Here is a 21185-nt window from a genome sequence, read left to right as displayed (position 1 = left end):
ATATACAATAATTTGATAGACTTACGTACGAAGAGGTGCATCTAATGACGACTTTACTTGAAAAAGTTGACAATACAAGAATTGAAGCAAATCAGTTACTGAACTCAAAAAAAAGATCAGAATTAGGTCAATTTATGACACCAATGAGTGTTGCAAAGTATATGGCTTCCCTCTTTAGAGAAAAGCATTTAAAAGCTCATTATATACTCGATGCAGGAGCCGGAGTTGGTTCGCTAACATGTGCTTACTTAGAACGTCTTATCAACAATAATTTAGCACAATCAGCAAATGTCGTCGCGTTTGAAATCGATAGTATTTTGAGGGGACATTTAACAAACTCAATTCAAATGTTTTCTGAGAAACTTAATCTGAGTAGTCAAATAATGTCTGACGATTTTATTGAATGGGCAGTACAAACTCTACTAGATAATAAAACACTACTTGATCAAAACAATCAACTTCGAGTTACACATGCTATTTTGAATCCGCCATATAAACAAATCGCCAGTGACTCAAGACATCGGAAGTTACTCCGGTCTGTTGGAATCGAAACAGGCAATTTGTATTCAGCTTTTATTGCTTTATCACTCGCTTTGATGGAAGAGGGGGGGCAAATAGTTGCAATTATCCCTCGTAGTTTTTGTAATGGTCCGTACTTCCGAAGATTTAGACAGTATCTACTTGAAAAAGCCGCTATTCATCACCTACACCTTTTTGAGTCAAGGGATAAAGCATTTAAGGATAATGAGGTATTACAAGAGAACGTAATCATTATGTTAGAACGCGGCGGAATCCAAGGTGATGTCACAGTATCTACTTCTACTGATGGTAGCTTTAATGATTACGTTACAAAAACACGTCCGTTTGAACGAATTGTTTCGTCCACAGATACTGAGAAATTTATTCACATTCCAACTTCATCGGTCGAAAATCCTATCGTTGAGTCAGATAAGATCATATATTCTCTACAAGATATAGGTGTTCAAGTCTCGACAGGTCCTGTCGTCGATTTTCGCACAAGAGGAAGTCTACGGGCTATGCCAGAAGAAAATACTGTTCCGCTTTTCTATCCTAATCATTTTGTAGGACAGTATACGGAATGGCCAAAAGAAATGAAGAATCCGAATGCAATAATTAGAGATGATACGACTGAAAAATCAATGTACCCTAATGGCTACTATACCGTTGTAAAAAGATTTTCTTCCAAAGAAGAAAAGAAAAGAGTTGTAGCAGGAGTATTAGACCCAGAAAAATTTGATACTGATGTAGTAGCATTTGAAAACAGTTTGAATGTCTTACATTCAAACAAACAGGGAATTCCTAGAGAACTCGCGTATGGCTTATTTGTCTACCTAAATTCTACCTTAGTCGATCAATACTTTCGAATTTTCAATGGGCATACACAAGTCAATGCAACAGACCTTCGTACAATGAAATTTCCAAGTAAACAAGTTTTGATGGAATTAGGTAGTTGGACACTAACCAATTCTGGTAAAATAGAACAAGAACAGATAGATAAGAAAGTGGAGGAAATACTTTGACCGATGCCCGCCAAAGCAAAATTGATGAAGCATTACAATTGATAAAGTATCTAGGTCTACCTAAAGGTCAACATAATGAGCGGACTGCTCTCTGTTTACTTGCTCTATTAAACATAACACCGGATAGAAATTGGCAGGATGCAGAAGCACCTCTTATTGGAATAACCCCTATGATGGATTTTAGTAGAGACTACTATGCTAGAGAATACGCACCGAATACAAGAGAGACCTTTAGACGTTTTTCAATGCACCAACTTGTTGATGCAGGGATTGCATTATATAACCCTGATAATCCTAAACGTCCAGTTAATAGCCCAAAAGCCGTATATCAAATCGAACCTCAAGCCTTGCAATTACTTAAAACGTTCGGACAACCCAACTTTGAGCTTAAGTTGGCAGAGTATCTTAGTGAAAGACAGACTTTAGCTGAACAGTACGCAATGGAAAGAGAACAAAATAAAATTCCTATTCAGGTCGCTCCTGGGAAAGAGATCCATATAAGCCCTGGAGAACACAGCGAACTTATTAAAGCAATTATTGAAGATTTTGGACCCCGTTATGTACCTGGGGGCGTTCTTATTTACGCGGGCGAAACTGGAGACAAGAATGGGTATTTTGATAAGGCATTACTTGAAAAACTTGGTGTTACTGTAGATTCTCATGGTAAAATGCCGGATGTGGTTTTATATTATCCAGAGAAGGATTGGTTACTCCTGATTGAATCCGTAACCAGCCATGGACCTGTTGATGGAAAACGTCATAACGAATTGGCACGATTGTTTAAAGATTGTTCGGCGGGAATTGTATATGTCACTGCATTCCCCTCAAGGTCTATTATGGCTAGATACCTATCTGAGATTGCTTGGGAAACAGAAGTATGGGTGGCGGAAGCTCCGTCACATTTGATACATTTTAATGGTATACGCTTTTTAGGACCATATCAGTAAAAAGAAAAGACATTAAAGCAGACTTTGCTTTAATGTCTTTTTGATAGCATGATGATATATGGGTAGCAAGGGTACTTAATTTCTATTGACTTTATCATTATATTTCTCCTCAATAACTTCAACTCGGTCGTTCCCCGTATGGACTAAAAACATTCAGTATACTAATATATTTTAAAAAGACACTTGTCTAGCGGTTGACTGAAATCGTGGAAGCTATTGATGAATTCGCTACCAAAGTTTGGTATAATCGTCATCAGGTCTTAAAAGAAAAAATTGAGGAAGGAATTATTGAAATAGTTGAACGAGAAACTTTTCCTATTAAGGATCATACAACCCGACCAATTCAACGGGATATATGGGAAGGGGCACTTAGAGCCGCGGCGATGGTTGAAGAAAGACTTGGCATTGATAACTTAGGTCCCTGGGATGACTTTGAATGGGGAATGATTAACGGCAAGCTCTCTGCATTACGTTGGGTTCTAGGTGATGAGTGGGATATGTTGGATACGTAATCGTGATCAGTTCGACGTTTGTAATGTATTCACTTAACGGGAGGAAAAATGTTCCTAAAACATGAGGCTTTTTTTGATTATATCGATCTTACTGAGTTGAGTTTAGAATATGGCTACATAACAATTTTTGAATTAATTCAGAGATATAAGACAGCAGTAACGCTTATTGACAAAGATAATCCACTAAGAAATATGATTATAAGAAGATTAACGTATCATGGTGTTGATCTAAAAAGTTTAGATAAGGAATTCGAATTTGATGAATTAGATCGAAGTTCATCAGAGCAAAAGGGTTTAGAACAAGAAGGCACAGAACAGGAAGGATTGGCACAAGTAGGCTTAAAAAAGAAGGATAATGACAAATTAGATTTGATTCGGGCATCCGGAAAATATAAATGGAATTTCCGAGCAGGTGACCCGGACTTTTTCCCTTCTATTCCACATGGACATAACTATATGAATATTAACATAAAACTAGATCCATATAGAGGGGAAGTCTTTGATATACTTCATGATAAGCAATTAAAATCAGAAGACAGAAAGTTCATAATACAACTTTGGAACGATGACGAATTTAGGGACGTTGCTCGTAAAGCAATAAATCATTATGCTACCAATGTAAACCCTGGGTTTGCATGGAGAGTACCAAACTACAAAAGGCTTCCTCGCAAAAGGCGTGTTTAAAATTCTTATTTGCCTACATCTATTTTAATCATTCAATTTATTTATCGAAAAATTAATAAACAAACGTTTTTTCTGACCCGACATATTAAAGCCGTCGGGTTACTCCATTTTAAGGGGATTTTAAACTATTTAACTTTCAGACAACACTCGATTACAAAAAAAGCCGTAGAGGTGCTTCCCCATACGACTCATGTATATAATACGAAATTTTTATGTCGATGTAAATATTTAGCTAAAAAGATCCAATTGCTTAGGTGGAGCTGTTTTTTCATCCTTTGTTGGTTCCTTACTAACACCCATGCACTTAATATAATTTTCAGTTGATTCTAAAACATAAGTTAAGAGGTTTTTGCGAGATAAAGAAATGTACAATGCGGCAGATCTCGCTTGGCAGTTTATTGACTTTTCCGGGTTGAATTCTATATCTGAAAAGGCATCGTATTTCAATATCGAAGTGCTTAGCTCCTTGTTAAGTGAAAGAGCGTTAATGTATAACCAATCGTAAAATAGTGTCTTAGGCTCTAATGACCAAGTTCGATTAAAATATTGAAATCGAATAAGCTTTCCACTGTTTTTTAAGCGTTGATCTTTTTTTGCTTCTCTTGAATTGTGACCCAGTAGGTCAGTATAAGGACCACCATGTTCGAACACTTTACTTGATTGGAATGCTGTTTCAACACTAAAAGACTTATTATTTTTCGTTTCAATTGTTAAGTTAAATGCACTTAAAGCAACGCCTAGCTCATTTTCTGATTTACTTGATATTTCCAGTATGCTTAATGTTGGGTAGTTTTTCTGGAAATTATTATGCAACGAGGAAATCGATCGTTGTTTTTGTTTAATCGAAAACCCAGGAAACCAATCGAACTCAACATCGACAGTTTTTACGTAATTGCCATTATTGGGGTCCGAAATGAAGACTGGTCGATTTGCCATTTTACGCCTCTCTCTGCCAATGTACATAGTCTTTCCTCGGAGCAAAGAATTCTTCAAATACGTCTGCTTCAAGATCATTAGGGACCATGTGTCGATACTTTTGTAAGGTGGCATTATTTTCAAATATTACTGCACCGATGTGATGGGGCTCTATTTTACCAAACACAAGCACTTCAGCTTGTGGATTAGTTGGTAAATATTTTGGTATGCCGAGAACAGCTCTTGTAGGTTTACCAGGGATTTCATCAAACATTCTTCGTAATGCGTCAGCTCCAATTCGATCTCTTAATGCTTGTTGTGAGATATTCGAATTCGCGGCATTATCTGTGCAAAATGCACACTGTTTTTCTATTAACAATTCTGGTGATAAAAGTAATACTACCCAATCAACCGACATGTCATTCCTTCTGAATCTGTAGAATAATCGATAGTTAGGGAAATGGATTGATGTACTTGTTGCATCTTCGCAGAAATCCATCCTAAACACATCATTCCTTCTAGCGGATATGTTATGAGAGCGTTGTTGAGCAACTGGTAAAATTCCATGTCTAATGATGCTAGACAAATTCTCAGCTTGGGTGAAATGAACTAAATAATCAATTTCAAATTCCTTCATAGCTTCTCTCATACTTTAGTCCCCCTGTTCGCATCTTTATACCTAATATTATAACGAGCAACCATCTTAATTACTATATTTTGGTATGATCAAAATTAGAACATAGGGAATAAAGTATTATCGCTACGATTGTCACCTCATAGAATTGATTTAAACGCCTGGTTATGTTAAAAAAATAGTTCGAATAAAGAAGCCATGTTTACCATAGCATTTATTTCCGTACTTGTCTTTGTGAGGGTTTAAACTTCCATTCTGAATTTTCCTTCGAAACTCTTTATTACAATAAGAGCATTTATAAATAAATGTAGGACCACTTAGTACCTTTCCACTTGATCCTCGCTTCGAAACAAAAACTTTTTTACCGAGAGTACGACGTACAAGCTTTTGTTTGCTTATTCTGGTTTGTCCAAAATATGTATTGTCCTGATACTCGCCGGCCTTGGAGATTTCGACTTCAAAGCGGGGTTCAAACTTAATGTCGGTTACATCCATAGAAGTTATTTTTGTATGCATGAAGCTCTTAATCGAAGGAGGGGAATCCAGTCTTGACGTTGTATCAAATACATAGAGGTATTCACTTCCGATCCCTTGTTTAGTTACTTTATAAATCAAGGAATAAGGCTCAACTAATCGCACTGTCCCATTGTAATTTACTTTGAGCATAGTCATTTTTTGACCAGCTTCCATTACCTTGTTCCGTAATTGTGAAGGAAAGAATGCTACTTCTCCTCTACCAATGGGTAGTGACCCGAACATTTCTTCAATGATTTGTTTGTACTTTTCAGTTACCATTTCAAAAAGTAACATCCCTTTTTGAGGGACGACGAGATGTTTATCCCAAAATCTCTTTATAAATTGGAAGGGTAAATCGATAAGTAAGCTCCGTGCGATGCCTATACTACGTTCCTCAAAAATAGTCATTCTTGAGAATGTTTTAATAATCTCTGTTTTGTTTAAATCAATAGATTTATTCAAAACAAATGAAAATACATAATCATACAAGTCCGAAGAATGTCTCCTTTGAAGAAGACACTTCAGCTTGGATGCCAATATCTCTTCTAGCTTAAGACAGTTTATTTGAATGTGGATATCTCTGAAATCTGAGTAAGGATGGACCAAGTATCTTTTCTGAATGGGTAAATGTATCTTATCGAACTGAGTTATATCCATCTTGATGCTAATGGTCAATTGACTGGTTGCCGCGTAGAAGTCCTTGAAATAAATTTTTACCTCGTAGACTTTTTTGTCTTTATCGATCCGTTGCTTCTCGAATACTTTGTTCTTCTCCTTTTCAAACATAACCCCAGAATTCAATTGTACAAAATCGCAGATTTTATCCATTTCATGCTGAATTAGTTCCTGTGGTAAAGTGTGTTGTATAGCAAAATCCAGATCTCCAGAGAATCTTGTGTTTTCAAAATATGCCTTCCTTAACGCATTTCCACCTTTCAAAACAAGATGGTCTTTTAACTCCGAAATTGAATATATACCAGCTAAAAACCATCCGAAAACATAATCCCGTTGAACATTGGATGTATTAATTTGAAACTCTCTTCCTTTTTCAATGATCTCTTCACGAGTTATCATTCCAAGACCTCCCCTCGTTAATAGTCTAGTTTTATTAATAATTATATGATAGCTGACTATAATACCGGAAGAGGTAATGTTCGATAGAGCGTATAATTGGAGAAATATCCCAACAGATGTGGAGCCTTACAGAAGGCGGTATAAGGGAAGAAGAGGCGTTGAAAGCCCCATAATCAACATAAACCGTGCTTATTGGGCTAAAAGGCATACTGGTGCTTTTTACGGTGTGTTGATGGAAGCATCACAATCAATTAGAAAAAATATTTGGGTTGCGTATTCTCCGTCACATTTGCTACACTTAATGGAACGATTGTTGGACCTTACAAGCGAATTCAGTGGCTTTTATGCATGCATTGGTTTTCTGTCTTTGTTTCCGCCATTAAGAGAGATAACCTAAGGGCACTTATGTTTGTTTTAGGTTGTCGTTTGATATTATTAATTACGCTTCGCGGGGAAGTGATTGCAAGTGAATTCATTATATTGTGACTCAAAACAGCATAGCGTTTATAAGAACACCCTTGTGCAGAGGGTGTTTTTTTATTGCCTATAATCAATAAAAAGTCTGCATTGCTTATAAATAGCGGAAAGAAAATATTAAGGAGAAGAAACAAAGTGTGCAGTGTATACAGTTCAAACTATAAACTATCCAACTTCTACTGGTTGGAGTTGGGCGGAACTGTGGGAATCCTATTTGCCTTATTATCGAGATTAACTTTTGAGGATTTGAACTGAGGAGGAGAAAATCATGATAGATAGGAGATTTGTGGTAAAAGAATATACTTTAGAAAAATACGTTGGTGGTAAAAGATACGCTCAAAGGGTTGCAGGTATTGGTATTCAGATCCTTGATACATGCATCATCCATCCCTTGCCTATAACAAACTTTATAAGAAGCATTTTTGGAAGAGGGGGTATAAGTGCACAAAAGAATGCCGCATATGAGATATGTAAGTTCTTGAACTATTGCTGGGATATGTCGAGCAACGGATACGATGAATTTAGTAACCTGGTAACCCGAGGAATATCCGGTCTTAAGAAGTTGCATGGTTCATTATTTATTTCTGAGTTGTCCACCCGATCCAGAGAAGGCGAAATTGACGGAGGTTATGTGCGTAAAATTATCAGGTATTTAAATAAATTTTATTATTGGTTGAATAAGGAGGGATTACTATATGAACCCTTACAATTTAAGCATGTTAAAAAGCAAATATATTACGGTCGTGACAACAATAACCGAGAAGTAGAGGTTTTGGAAGATATCTTTAATGATGGTGAACTGAATACTATTTATCCTCCTGAAAAAAATAAACGAATGAAAAAACTTTCAGACTTTGGAAGGAACAGAATAGAGATACTCAATGAATTCCTTCAATTTGCAAAGATAGAAGCCACAGATATCTACTTGGGGATATGCCTTCAATTTTTTGGAGGACTCAGAAGAGGTGAAGTTGTCAACTTAGATAAATTCAGTATCTTACAGAAACCTGAAGGACATTACGTAGATATTGATGATAGGCAAAATATTCTCTTTCCTGGAAAAAAGAATACAAGTAGTGAGCAAGTGAAGTTCCCACGTTACCAAGCACTCTTCTGGAACACAATGTTAAAGATTGCAGTCGATGAACAGTTAAGTAGGTTGGATACATTCCGGAAATTAGGTAGGCTTAAAAATGATAGGGCACTTTTTATTTCATCTCGGACGGGTGATGCAATTACTGGCAGTGCCTATTGGTATCAATTTAATAGAGCCAAAAATGCCTTCTTAATGCATCTTTGTCAGTCAGGAAGAATAGCTTTATTCGAAAGCTTGTCTAACATTGATTGGTCTACACATTTATCAAGAGGTGTGTTTACGCACTTTTGTTTTGACGTTGGAATGAGTGTTAGTGAGGTCGCAATTGCTCGGGGGGACTCCAGTCTCGACTCTTTGCTATCGTATATTGAAGAAAGAACGGTTCAAGAAACGATGGCAGATGCAATGAACAAAGTAAAAAAATTTTTCGAAGAAGCATCGGATGGAAAAATTACATCAAGAATCAATGATAAACAACCTCTAACTTGGAGTTAATTCTATGCACAATATCGATGGGAAATTTGGATTAGCAAAAGCAGTAAGGTATTTGTTCATGATTAAGCAAGTAACGCTAAGTTGGGTTTATGTAGATACACTGCAATCCGAAGAATATCAAACCTTTGTAGAATTCTTTGGAGTAACCATTGGAGAAACCACATACTTCTCTAAAGATAAAATTGATAATTTTAAACTTTCTCATACGCAGTTAAATCAAGTAGTTAACTTTATTCAAGAAAATGTTACCACAAATGCCTTAGCTCCAATAATCCAAAAATGCAATATGATCGGAATCAAACCAATAAGATTTGGAAATTCAAAGAATAGGATATTCATACATAATAACGATGTGGAAAAAATCGTCGAATACTATAAGTATGTTAATAACCTACCATCCAAGATATATCATAAAAGGGCAATGATCAAACATCTTCGCCTGAGCAAAAGTAAGATTGCAGATGTATTCAAGGAGTACGGTATAACTCCCTATTTTACTATCACAGTCGTTGGTGACCATTATCACGAGAATGATTTGAACTTTCTGAGGGAGGAGCAATCCAAGATTGTAAAGAAGCTTAGGGATGAATATTACATTTTAACAAGGGATATCGATGCATTAATACTGAAATACAAAGAGTACGTTAATGAAAGTGTATACTTTGAGATGCCAGCAATTGGGCAGACTGCTGGGGAAGATTTTAAATATACATTTACCCGAAAAGTCATCTTAAAGAAATTTATAGATGAATTGGAAGAGAAACGGAAAGACGATAAAAGAAAATCTATTACAAAAGGTAATACAAAAAATAACATAAATAGTAATACAACAGAAGTCCATGTAAAATCCTTGAAAGAAGAAAGACACATTATTAACTCAAATATAAATTTTCCATTTCGAGCATACAGCGAGCTATTAATACTTCATAATATCTGCTTCAACGATAAGATTCGGTTCACTTCATTTCATTGGAGAAATTTTGTCCGTCTAAAATTAAACAGTTCATCAGGTCAAGAAACAACACAAAAGAAGAAAATTATGTTGTTTGTACGAATAACCAAACTGCTTTCAGAAGTAATTAAAGAACAAGAGATCTTCTTGTTCTCCACAAAAAGAATTGAATTTGCCCTTTTCCACAAGGACATACCAATTGGCTGGCAATTAGAGTATTATAGTTTCCTTTATGCACTAACAAAGACCTGTGAGAAAGAAGGCATTAAGACTCTCGCTTTTAACATAAAAGAAATAACAAACCCCAAACATAAAATCGGAAATAAAGAGAAGGCTGTTTATAATGCATCCGAATACTTAAAACTAATTGAATATGTAAAATCAGATATTCACAAGTCAAAGTCAATTGCTGAGGCAATGAAACAGATTAACGGGGAGCGGTCATTTACTAACTACTCAAACATGTGGCTCTATGTAACAATCTTGTTAAACAATGCATGGCGGCATGAAGATGTCTTAACTTTACCTACCTTGCCCGTGTCACTTTATACAAACATAGATCTTGATTGGCTAAATGACAATGATGTGACGTATGATGTCGCAAACGCGATTGCTGACCATTATCGAAGTTTACCATACCTTCATAGCAAGACTGGCGGTCGCCGCTTTTTTATAATATCCGATGACCTTTTGGTGCCCTTTGCCACATCCGTAATAATTAGCTCAACAATCCAGAGGAAATTGTTTCCTTTATCTAACACAGTAATAAATTTATCTGGGTTGCAAAGTGTATACACTTATAATCACGAGTCATTTTTTGCTGGATATATATCCGAGTTCGAATTTAAGTTTAGAAGTTTAACTATGAACCGAACACTTCTTTCGTTGATGATTTCAGTTATTGAGAAACTGACGAACCGGAATCCTGTAGAAGTAGTTAAATTTTTAAGAAACCATTCCGATGTTGAGGTAACAAATATATATATCACCATTCCCCAGGACAAGGTTAATTTTATTTCAGAACAACTGTTTAATATTGGGAATTTTGGATTTGTGTACGATGCGATTGCCGACATTCTATCTCAAAGAAAATATGAAAATAGAGAAGACAAGACGCACCATACAGTAATAATAAAACAGGGACTTGGCTCAATATCCGCAGTTGAGGAAATTTCACGTTTTGCGAACTTCATACTAGAGGAACGAGATGCTGTGTACGATATCTTAAACCGGATGCCGACAGAAGATCTTCGTACGAAATATACTTTTTTGAATCTCGGGATACTTCCATCAAAATCAGAGGATTTTCAATGTTTAGTAGGCGAGGACCGGTGTCCTTTTGGCAAAAGAAACTGTGAAAGTTGTCCATTATCGTTACCTAACCTGTATACGTTATCCTCTATTAACAGAAGAATTCAGAATAAAATTCAAGAATTTCTACAGCAATTTGGTTCAACCCAATATAAGGCTGAAAAAATTCGCTTGGCGAATCAATTATTTATAGAACGGGAACTACTGGTTTCTGCTATTCAAAAATTTGGTAGGGAACGAGTGGATAATTTTATTGATGGTGGGCTTAACAAAATAAATGAGATGTTTTCAATATTACCAAGTATCAAAGAATACATTACTATCCCACTGGAGAGTTGAAAATGGAGTTGGAATTACGAGAACTGGACATAGATTTATTAAGTGAAAGTTCCGATCATGTATTTGACATAGAGCAGAGTGTTGAAACAAGCAACGAAAGTTTGCGAATACTGATGGGACAGCACCCTGAGAATGATTGCAACTTCGAAAATAACCAATGGTACGTAGTACACGAAGGATCGGCAATACGTTTAAATTTCGATTTTGAAATTACAGCTCAGCATCTACGTTTCAATTCAGATTTAGGCAAGATAGAAAAAGAGAAGTTCATCGTTGTAGTTAAAAGTTGGATTGCATCCCTGCTTACATATTTAGATGTTTACAGTGTTCTCCGATATTATAGGTACTTAAATAGAATTGTTGAAGTAAGTAAGTGCTTCAATCCAGATGAAAACACGTTATCCTTAATAAAGGACACTGTGGAAAGGATAGACCAAGAAACCGAACATACAGCATTTATCACTTGTTTAGGGGTACTCAATTTTTTGGACTATTATCAAGAGATTGATACTAATTCCGTATATCTAAGGCTCTTTAGAGACCTTAAAGAAGTTGTGCGATCACCTAACAATATACGAGATCTCCCTCTTCCTAAAGATGTTTTCCTCTTTGATAAAATAGTTGAGGACTATTTCACAAGTTTAGAGCGAGGCTCAGCAGAATATCTGCTTTACTTTCCTATTTACTTATGGTGGAATTTAACAAACATTATCCCACTCAGGCCATTTGAGTTCTGCGGAGTAAAAAGAGACGCATTGTTGTTCAAAGAAGATTCTTTTTTCCTTCGTCTTCCCCGTTCCAGCAAAAAAGGTAGCAAGAACCGGAATAGAGATCGAATTCAAGTCGTCGACACGATAAAAATATCTTTTTCTTTAGGGACAGATATCGAGACATACATTAAGTTCTCTGATTGTTTTGGGATAACAGATACCCTCATCTCGCATACAGCGACCGTACAGTTGAAGTGTAAACTTTTTAAGAATTACTACAGCGAAAGGAAAATTGATACTGAAAAATATACAGTTAGCTCATTATACAGGGATATAAAATTCTTTTATGCCAAAGTAATCGAAAAGCATTTTGGATATTCCGTTAGACCACTGGAATTGAAAGACCGGCACCTAATGAATGTGTCAGATCGCACATATGATATTAGTTGCATGATTAGACCTGGTGATACACGACATTTTGCTTTCTTGAACCTAATGAGATTAGGCTACAATCCCGTAGAAATTGCAAGAATGGGCGGACATATTAAGTTGAACACCCAATATCACTACCATAGGCATAAAGAGTTCATGCTGAATGTAGAAGTCCTGAAATTGATGGATAAATTCAAATATGAGAGGACGTTCTCGACCTTCCAAGGCTCTTGTGAAACCAAGATAACATTGAATAATAAGATGTCTTGTAACTTTGGTTTAGCATTAGCTGTGGAGGATACTTTCGTCTCGGTCATACCACTTGTAGGTAAAAAGTTAGAGTTTGGTCATTGTACTGATCCCTTACAAAGATGCATATTTCATGACTGTGCTTTCTGTGATTATTGGAAAATTTCCTATGAAGAGTACATCCAAAATAAAGAAAAGATTCAGAGGGAAATTGAAGTCGCCTATGATACTGTGAAGGCACTTCTTGAATCAATGGAGAAAATTCATCTTTTCATTATCAACAGAAATGATAAGTCCCCAGATGCTAACGAAATGAGCATGGACCTAAATAGGGATCTCGCTGTTCTCTCCAAAAAATTAGACAAATCAATTGAAGAATACATTGAGCTAATGTCAATTGTACATAGAAAGGTAATTACCGATGAGCACAAATAATCGCGGCAGAAACCCTGAAGTATTTGATGAACAACTAATACTTAGAATTATTGACGATTGTAAGAGGGGGTTGAAATTAAAAGGGAAAATCAAGTATATGGACGTTTACAGATTTGCATCAGATGGTTTCAACAATGGCAAATATCCTTATTTAAAAAGAAAACTTTCCGACGATTATTGGAGAAAGCCAAATAGACAAGGGAAACAATTGGTCGACAAGGTAAATGCCTTCACAGAGGAACATCTACCAGCTATTGGAACATCCGAGAGCAATGAAATATTGATTAATACTGAAGATGCGGTAAATAGGCTTTTCTCCGGTAGTGCAAAAGATAAGAATCAACTGATAAATACGCTTCGTATTAACGAAATGAAGGCGAAGCAATTTTTCAGTAGACTTTCTCGAATAGAGAAAGAACTTCAGAATGAACGGGAACAAAAACTTTATTGGAAAAATAGGTTTGAACGCATACAAACCATCATTTTTCAATTAATGGAATATAGTGCTTCCAAGGACTTTCCTATCGAAAACATAATGAATACCGGAAGGACAAGAACGAAGCCAGTTACAAATATTTTGGAAAGCGTTTTTTCAAATGACCCTACGATATCATATGAATTTGAATCATATATCGTTAGTAAGTCAACTGAGAGAAATGATAAAGTGTAACCATTCCGCGTCGATCAGCATTAGACGATTTCGGTTCACTTTAAAAAATAGAAATGAAATTGTATGGTAATCTATTCTAAGGGCGTATAAGGCTTTCTAAGGGCTTTCTCTTGTTTGCCCTTAAAAGTAGTGGCTCCATTGAACAGAATGTCTTAAACGCCGTTTTCGTAGTTGTACGTGTAATGTTATTCTAAGATCCAGTTTAGCATGTAAATAGGTAGAGCCATCATCTGTAAGCAAATGATGGCTCTACCAATTTCAATAAGTCGTTGTTTTAAGGGGACAACTGTGACTGCTACGGTGTAAAGCTACAGTCTTTTAATCGTTAATATTCTGTTCTTTTTGATCACTGTAATGTGTCTTCTTGAGAATTATCAAAGCCAACATTCCAGACATTCCTAGCATACAGAAATCTATGTTTAATTCGTACATCCTCAGCGTTAAAGCACACTGTTACATCAATATCATCGAATAAATCTGGATTAATAGGATATTTTGCAAAAGGATTAATTAAAACATACATTCCATCCAATAATGATTCGTGATACTTTCTGTGAGGAATTCCATACTCTTTTATTGTTTCTGGTCCGAAATCATTATAACGTACAGTGTCGTAGGTTAGGTATTTAAGCTTTTTAGTTTGAAATGCTCTCACTTTTCCAATAGTCGCAATCGGATTAAAAATTACCGCACTAAGATATTCATAACGATCATCATTAAAAAGACCGATATCAATTTCTGCACCATTATGCTTTAATGTTGTATCCCCATAATTCAATTCTGGCTGATCATTAACACCATACTTTGCACTTTTTAAACCGTAAAGTACCCTCGATATTGCTCCGGATTTTTGCGTATAGAATAGCGGTTGCTCGAACGCACCAATCGCTAAAACAAAGGGCTTATTTTTTACGTGAGAGAGGTGTTGATAATTTTCTAGGTAATACGAATATTTACTACGTAGGCTATTACTAATTCTCTCCGTAGCAAGCGATAACACTTCTTCATGCATTTCTTCTTGATCAGACTGAAAAAAGTATTTCCTATTTTGCTTTTCTAGGTACTTCAATTTTTCATGTTCAGGAGTAAAATTCTTGGGATTACTTGTTGAAACAGCTTCAACAACATATTCATGTCCATTTTTTGATATGCAAAAATCAGGAGCATGATGTTCAAAATCAAATCTGAAATTTAACTTATCTAGACAAGCGTACAAATAAATTTCCCAAAAGGTAGAGTTAAATGTTTCTTGGAATTGTTTGGCAATTTTGTTATCACGATCAACGAATCCCTTTGACCACTTTTCAAGGACTTTAACTAAATCAGGATCATTTAAAACATTTTTAAAGTTAGGATGTAGTTTGTGTTCTGGGATTTGGATTTTGAATAGATTCAGCGACATGCCACACCTCATTATATTTAGTCAATTGATTTGTAGTATTCAGTTTGTTTTTTTAATCTAGTTATAATTTGAATAGGTTTTTAATTTCTTTTAAGGATTGAATCATGTCTGGAGATTTATAGGCTTTGTTAAATTGTATCGCCATACTTATCTCATTCGTTACATCTAGCATATAATCAAGCGTATCAATCGTAAATTGTGTGAGTGATATTAAGTTTTCGGACATTGTTTTTGCTTTTTTATTCAGATACTTATAGTGTTTTTCCATTTCTGATGTCGGATCGAAATTGCGACTCTTGCTATTTTTAAAATTGGGTGCTAATAATTCTGGGTCTGTGTGAGCAAGAGATTTGTTCCTGAACATATAAGCGATGTTTATTGAATTTTCATATTCTTTGATTTGCTCCTCTATGTGGCTAATTCTGTTTTCCAACTCCTGCATATTTACTTGTGTAATTTCACTTAGGGGAATCAATTGTTCTTTCATTTCTTTTAGGAATTTGTGTATATTGACATTCGAAGGATTTTTTTCGGATGGCTTCTCATAAACTTTGCATAAGGCAATTATCCATGAATTGTAGACATTTTTCTTTAAAAACTTATTAAATGTCGTTTCTAAGCCAATTTTACTTGCTAAACTCTGTGTCTCTTTCGAATTTAAAAAGCTATACGAATGGAATGCGGAAATTAAATCTTCCATTAAGTATCGTATAAAATTTCTGTCATTCGAAAGAGTATTCAACTTCATTAAATTTCCTATATGATTGTTCATAAATAGCCCCTTATTCTCATTACTACTTTGTGTGAAAATAAGAGTCACCTTTATTCGGTGACTCTATGCTCAATAATATCGTACTTCTTGGCACTCCGGTTAATGATGTTCTGCATACAACCTCATAAATTCATCAGCAAATTTCCTAACGAAATCTCTATCCAGTGCTGTTGCCCAAGTTTCATTATTGTTTATCGCATTGTTTCTCCAATTATAGGTACCGTGCATGACATATTCAAAATCTATAATGCAAAATTTATCATGAACCCTATTGGATAAATACTTACCCCAAAGTTTTACTTTTATTATTTCAAAATTCTCCTCTAAATCGGGAAGTAAATATTTATTTGAGTCTTCAGCTGATGTGACAATACGGATGCTAACCCCTGCTTGTTTTTTTAACAGCAATTCTTTAAAAATATCTCTATCCGTAAACCAAGCAACCGCTATCCATATTGTATATTTCGCACCTCGGATACCTTGAACGATTACTTCTTTTATTTCGTCAAAAATCACATCATGTTCTTTATGTAAATCTTCTTCAAGATCTACAGGTTTTGGCTTTATTTGGATCCCTGCATATTCATAATCGATCATAGTATCAGTCGGCTTCATATATACTTTAGATGCGACTCTTTCGAAGTCATCTTCAAGAAATCTCGCCATTTCCAGCATTGGGATGGGTACCCTTAAAAGATATATTCACGGAAATGGTCTTGTTTACGACCATAAGTACCAGTCTTTTCACAAGTAAGCATAGAATACCTTAAGATGCTAAGTAACTCGTTTTTATTTTTATACTCTTTGTCATACTTTATTGTTTCTATCATGGTTTTCAAAAATTGTTCTTCTTTCATTCGTATTCCCCCTCGATCTTCGGTAACCATAATATACCATATAACTTTAATTATCCGGTCTTAGTTTCAGTTTTCCTCTTACATTTTTATTAAGAAAAAAAGATCCTCCAAAAATTTCACCAAATGTTTTAAGCATGAAAGGAGACCATCTACGTTTTCTTTGAACCAATCATTTCTTCAACTTTGGTTTAAACAATACGGTTTAACACAGCCTTTAATTTAAGAAAAAATGCATAAACCCCATTTAGAGGGGGTTAGCGGTACCTCCAGTGGTCTATTGACTAAAGTCTAGGAGTACCTTCGACACTTTATTGCTTTACATGAATATTAAATGCATAGATAATGAATATTATCTTGAACGAGTATAATGCAATTTTACCCAATTTTCTATAAGATGGGAGATGAACAATCATAGGTATATCAAGAGATTTTGGGTGTTTTAACAGAGGTAATAATGATTTTCCCCCAATATTTCTAATACAACCGCCATGCCATTACGCTTTTCAATTTTATGTAGCGGAAGGGAAGCTTTCGTGCATGTTTCAAATGCGCTCGGTCGATACGTTCCTTGGACTGCCGTTCAACCTGGCTTCCTATGCCTTGTTAACGCATATGATCGCCCAGCAGTGCGATCTGGAGGTCGGAGACCTTATCTGGACAGGCGGCGACGTGCATTTGTATTCGAATCATCTGGAGCAGGCCAAGCTGCAGCTGACACGGGAGCCGTTCCCGCTGCCTAAGCTGATTATCCAGCGTAAACCGGACTCGATCTTCGATTACAAGTACGAGGATTTTGTGATTGAAGGCTACCAGAGCCATAAGGGAATCAAAGCCCCTATCGCAATATAATAAGTGAAGGAGCAGTTTTTGCGTTGCTATCCATGGTGCGCAGAGGCTGCTCTTTTTTAGCCGCCAGCGTGAAAAAAGAAGGGTATATAAAGGCCCGGATAGGGGGCAAAACAAAAATGAATGCGCTACCAATAAATGTATTGAATTGCGCGTATATGCGTGATATAATTCAAATTAATGAACAAATGAACAAAAACAAGCATTTATTGTTTCGTTTATACAGGAAAATAGCACGGTCGTTACTTAAGGAGTTGCCTTTTAAAGGGGGAGATCTATTGGTTGAAAGTATCTGGCACATCAGTGATTGGGATTTAACCCTGCGCTTGCTTTTGTCTGCCGCGTTGGGCGGCTTAATCGGCCTGGAGCGCGAATGGAATAACCATGCAGCCGGTTTTCGTACGCATATTCTGGTATGCTTGGGGGCCACAGCGATTATGCTGCTGTCCATTTACGGATTCGAAGGCTTTCTGCAGGAGCCGAATGTCCGTGTCGATCCGGCGCGGCTTGCCGCCCAGGTCATCAGCGGTATTGGTTTTTTGGGTGCGGGCGCTATCCTTCGCACGGGTTCGACGGTTTCAGGTCTTACAACGGCCGCTTCCATTTGGGTCGTAGCTGCAATAGGCTTATGTGTTGGCGCAGGCTTTATGTATCCGGCATTGTTGACGACAGGACTCGTATTCATAAGCTTATTTGCTTTGAATAAATGGGAAAAGGTTTTCATGCAAAAGCGACGCAGCCATGAGCTTTTGATCAAAGTACCTGACAAGCCGGGTATGCTGGGGGCCGTCACCAGCGAATTAGGTGAGCTCGGCATACAAATAAAAAACATTCAAATGAAGACGCTCGACGAGAGTTGGGATCGTGACACAAGCTTATCTATTGTAGAGCTTAAGCTCGATATCCGATTTCAGAAGCAGGAAGCGGTCGTTGCGGCCTTGGAGAATATTTCGGCCATTCCTGAAGTGCTGTGGATTGAGGCGGCCGGACAATACGCAGGCAAGCCCAAAAGCCTGCATCAGAACCGTGCTCGTTCCAGCAATACCTTTACTTAATATTTACAAACCGAATGATTGACAAGAGGCTGGGCGTGGGTTACTCTAAAATTGCAAAAACGAGCAAATGTGAACATTTATTATGCGTTTCATGTTTGCTTTCACGCTTGGTATGAAAGGATGAGCAGGTTGCTGGCAGCTGAAAGAAAATTGAGGATTGTAGAGTATGTGAGACAATACCGGTCTGCGTCCGTTGGGGCATTGGCCAAGGAATTCGGTGTTCATGAAGCGACAATCCGCAGGGATTTGGCGGAGGTTGAGCAGGAAGGCTTGCTCAAACGGACACACGGCGGTGTTATTGTAGAGCAGGTCACAAATAATGAGCCATCCTTTAATGAAAGAACCAACGTCCAGCTCGAACAGAAAATGCGCATAGGCAAGATGGCTGCGAGCCTGGTAGAGGACGGGGATCACATCATCATTGATTCCGGTACGACGACGCTGCATATCGCCAAGAATCTGGTTCATCACTCCAACCTCACTGTTGTAACGAATGATATTAACGTAGCTGCCGAGCTTCGCGACGCTCCCGGTGTGAAGGTGACTGTCACGGGAGGGGAGCTGTATCCGTCCAGCTTTATGCTGAACGGTATGTTCACAGACCACGTGCTCCGTTCGCTGCATGTGTCCAAAGCTTTTATTGGCACGCCGGCCATCCATCCCAAGCATGGTCTTATGCATCCGGAAGCGCAGCTGGTTTTGGCCAAACAAGGGATGATCGCCGCAGCGCAGGAAGTGATCGTCGTTGCGGATGAAACGAAAATCGGCAAGCTTTCTTTATACGAGGTTGCCCCCAATAGCTCCATTCACACCTTGATTACGGGAAAGGAAGTGCCGGAATACGACGTAAGACCGTTTCAGGATTCCGGTATTAATGTCATTACCGTATGACTTTCGGTGAATCTCTCCAGCCGCCTCTCGCGGTTAGGAATTCATAATATCGATATTTCAAACGGAGGTGTTCTGTTGGTGACCACAACAACAGGAATTGTACAGTCACGAACCCTGCGCTTGACTGAGCCGCATGTCGTTCAAGAGCTTCAAGTGGACAGAAGCGTTCGCAACGGGTTTGTCGTCGTTGAGCCGACGATCGCAAGCATTTGTCATGCCGATCTTCGCTATTTCGGCGGTCTTAGAAAGCCGGAGGTGCTGGCAAGAAAATTGCCGATGGCACTGCTTCACGAAGGGATAGGCACTGTCGTTGGCGGAAATTCAGGCAAGTATGCGCAAGGCCAAAGGGTTGTTATCGTTCCCTACATACCGGGCTATCTGCTTCACGGACTGAAGCCGGAAGAATGCTGCCCGGCCTGCCGGGGTGAGATTCCGGACAATTATTGCTCCCGGGGAGAATTTCTGGGAAGCGGAACGGACGGCATTGCCCAAAGCCGGCTGGTGCTCCCCGAGCCGTGCGTCATCCCGATTCCCGACTCAATTCCGGATGAGATAGCCGTATTGACGGAGCTGTGCAGCGTTTCCTACCGTGCGCTTCGGGCAGTAAAGGATTTGCTTGGGTCTGCACGGATTGCCGTATTTGGAGATGGTCCGGTCGGCTATTTAACGGCTGCCATGCTGCATCATGCCTTTCACGTCGATCGTGATCGTCTGACGGTATTCGGTGCCATTCGGGAGAAGCTGGATCAATTCACCTTTGCTCAGACCGAGATGGTGCAGAGCTACGATTTCCTATCCGGTGACAGGGTAGACATTGTAGTGGAGTGCACGGGAGGGCGATTCAGCGAGAGCGCGATTAACCAGGGGATCGACATTCTGAAGCCCGGCGGGCAGCTCATAGCGATGGGGGTCAGCGAGGAATTTGTCCCGATCAACACACGGGATGTGCTGGAGAAGGGAATTACGATGTACGGCAGCAGCCGCAGCTCGGACAAAGATTTCCGTGAAGTGCTCAAGGTTATGGAAGACGAGGCTTGTCAGGATACGTTAAGAAGATTAATTCCGGAGCAGTATACGGTGGTGAGCAAGGCAGAAGACTTTGTTGGCGCAATGGAATCTGCCTTGGCTCACAAGGACTGGAAAAAAACAATCCTCGACTTTCACTGGTGACACAGTGGAAGTCTTATAAAGGATTTTACCACAAAGCGAATGCAAAGTTAAGGACAAGTGGGGAGTTAGCCGATCGATGAAGGCGTTCCCCTCCGTAACACAAGTAAGAAGAATTTTGTAAGCGCAATCATTCAAGTTTACAAATCATTAACTTGCGTTTAACACGTTCATGACAAATGCTTTATAGAATGAAAAATGAACAG

Annotated in this window: 18 protein-coding genes and 1 pseudogene; 12 read left to right on the top strand and 7 right to left on the bottom strand. The window is 37.9% G+C overall.

What is annotated here, in order from left to right; translation table 11 throughout:
• The first annotated feature begins 44 nt into the window (after positions 1-44).
• The 4 genes from CF651_RS24155 to CF651_RS24140 all read left to right on the top strand — a co-directional run bounded on the left by CF651_RS24155 (position 45) and on the right by CF651_RS24140 (position 3684).
• Positions 45-1541, top strand: a complete 1497-nt coding sequence (locus CF651_RS24155) for an Eco57I restriction-modification methylase domain-containing protein (protein ID WP_094017451.1) — start codon at positions 45-47, stop codon at positions 1539-1541.
• On the top strand, positions 1538-2488 hold the full coding sequence (locus CF651_RS24150; RefSeq protein ID WP_094017450.1) for a BsuBI/PstI family type II restriction endonuclease: 951 nt from the start codon (positions 1538-1540) through the stop codon (positions 2486-2488). Before CF651_RS24155 ends, CF651_RS24150 begins: the two co-directional genes overlap by 4 nt.
• A gap of 206 nt (positions 2489-2694) precedes the next feature.
• Positions 2695-3000, top strand: a complete 306-nt coding sequence (locus CF651_RS24145) for a hypothetical protein (protein ID WP_179232967.1) — start codon at positions 2695-2697, stop codon at positions 2998-3000.
• A gap of 48 nt (positions 3001-3048) precedes the next feature.
• On the top strand, positions 3049-3684 hold the full coding sequence (locus tag CF651_RS24140) for a hypothetical protein (RefSeq protein WP_094017449.1): 636 nt from the start codon (positions 3049-3051) through the stop codon (positions 3682-3684).
• A gap of 228 nt (positions 3685-3912) precedes the next feature.
• On the opposite strand, the gene CF651_RS24135 is transcribed toward CF651_RS24140, so the two are convergent.
• From CF651_RS24135 to CF651_RS24125, 3 genes are all read right to left on the bottom strand, one after another.
• Entirely contained in the window at positions 3913-4620 is a 708-nt protein-coding gene (locus CF651_RS24135) for a DarT1-associated NADAR antitoxin family protein (RefSeq protein WP_094017448.1), read from the bottom strand.
• Position 4621: 1 nt separating this feature from the next.
• Positions 4622-5248, bottom strand: a complete 627-nt coding sequence (locus tag CF651_RS24130) for a DarT ssDNA thymidine ADP-ribosyltransferase family protein (protein ID WP_094017447.1) — start codon at positions 5246-5248, stop codon at positions 4622-4624.
• A gap of 150 nt (positions 5249-5398) precedes the next feature.
• A complete protein-coding gene (locus tag CF651_RS24125; RefSeq protein ID WP_094017446.1) occupies positions 5399-6823 on the bottom strand; it encodes a nucleotidyl transferase AbiEii/AbiGii toxin family protein in 1425 nt (474 codons plus the stop codon).
• 745 nt (positions 6824-7568) lie between these two features.
• Here CF651_RS24125 and CF651_RS24120 point away from each other — a divergent pair.
• The 4 genes from CF651_RS24120 to CF651_RS24105 are packed head-to-tail and all read left to right on the top strand — an operon-like array spanning position 7569 to position 13989.
• Positions 7569-8891, top strand: a complete 1323-nt coding sequence (locus CF651_RS24120; RefSeq protein ID WP_094017445.1) for a site-specific integrase — start codon at positions 7569-7571, stop codon at positions 8889-8891.
• 4 nt (positions 8892-8895) lie between these two features.
• Positions 8896-11493, top strand: a complete 2598-nt coding sequence (locus tag CF651_RS24115) for a hypothetical protein (RefSeq protein ID WP_094017444.1) — start codon at positions 8896-8898, stop codon at positions 11491-11493.
• Positions 11494-11495: 2 nt separating this feature from the next.
• On the top strand, positions 11496-13319 hold the full coding sequence (locus tag CF651_RS24110) for a hypothetical protein (protein ID WP_094017443.1): 1824 nt from the start codon (positions 11496-11498) through the stop codon (positions 13317-13319).
• Positions 13306-13989, top strand: coding sequence for a hypothetical protein (locus tag CF651_RS24105; RefSeq protein WP_094017442.1), 684 nt, complete (start codon positions 13306-13308; stop codon positions 13987-13989). The genes CF651_RS24110 and CF651_RS24105 overlap by 14 nt, the downstream gene beginning before the upstream one ends.
• Positions 13990-14335: 346 nt before the next feature.
• Here the strand turns inward: CF651_RS24105 and CF651_RS24100 are convergent, their stop codons facing one another.
• From CF651_RS24100 to CF651_RS32960, 4 genes are all read right to left on the bottom strand, one after another.
• The gene (locus tag CF651_RS24100; protein ID WP_094017441.1) at positions 14336-15391 is read right to left on the bottom strand and encodes a hypothetical protein; all 1056 of its coding nucleotides are present in this window, start codon (positions 15389-15391) and stop codon (positions 14336-14338) included.
• A gap of 61 nt (positions 15392-15452) precedes the next feature.
• On the bottom strand, positions 15453-16163 hold the full coding sequence (locus tag CF651_RS24095; protein WP_094017440.1) for an AbiU2 domain-containing protein: 711 nt from the start codon (positions 16161-16163) through the stop codon (positions 15453-15455).
• A gap of 99 nt (positions 16164-16262) precedes the next feature.
• Positions 16263-16838, bottom strand: a complete 576-nt coding sequence (locus CF651_RS24090; protein ID WP_245856135.1) for a phospholipase D-like domain-containing protein — start codon at positions 16836-16838, stop codon at positions 16263-16265.
• 14 nt (positions 16839-16852) lie between these two features.
• Complete coding sequence (locus tag CF651_RS32960; protein ID WP_245856134.1) at positions 16853-17020, bottom strand: hypothetical protein; 168 nt, start codon at positions 17018-17020, stop codon at positions 16853-16855.
• Positions 17021-17503: 483 nt separating this feature from the next.
• On the opposite strand from CF651_RS32960, the pseudogene thyA reads away from it, so the two are divergent.
• The 4 genes and pseudogenes from thyA to CF651_RS24070 all read left to right on the top strand — a co-directional run.
• Positions 17504-17869: pseudogene (thyA, locus tag CF651_RS24085) on the top strand (thymidylate synthase); the annotation flags it as partial.
• Positions 17870-18144: 275 nt separating this feature from the next.
• Positions 18145-18921 carry an MgtC/SapB family protein gene (locus tag CF651_RS24080; protein ID WP_245856133.1) on the top strand — a complete coding sequence of 259 codons (777 nt, stop codon included), beginning with the start codon at positions 18145-18147 and terminating at the stop codon, positions 18919-18921.
• 129 nt (positions 18922-19050) lie between these two features.
• Positions 19051-19812 (top strand): DeoR/GlpR family DNA-binding transcription regulator, encoded by a 762-nt coding sequence (locus tag CF651_RS24075; RefSeq protein WP_094017439.1) that lies wholly within the window; start codon positions 19051-19053, stop codon positions 19810-19812.
• A gap of 78 nt (positions 19813-19890) precedes the next feature.
• Positions 19891-20982, top strand: coding sequence for an alcohol dehydrogenase catalytic domain-containing protein (locus tag CF651_RS24070; RefSeq protein WP_245856132.1), 1092 nt, complete (start codon positions 19891-19893; stop codon positions 20980-20982).
• The last annotated feature ends 203 nt before the right edge of the window (positions 20983-21185 follow it).

This window comes from Paenibacillus rigui, assembly GCF_002234615.1.
Lineage (GTDB): Bacteria > Bacillota > Bacilli > Paenibacillales > NBRC-103111 > Paenibacillus_S > Paenibacillus_S rigui.
The sequence above is the reverse complement of the archived record's forward strand: the minus strand, read 5'-3'. Positions and strand labels throughout refer to the sequence as shown.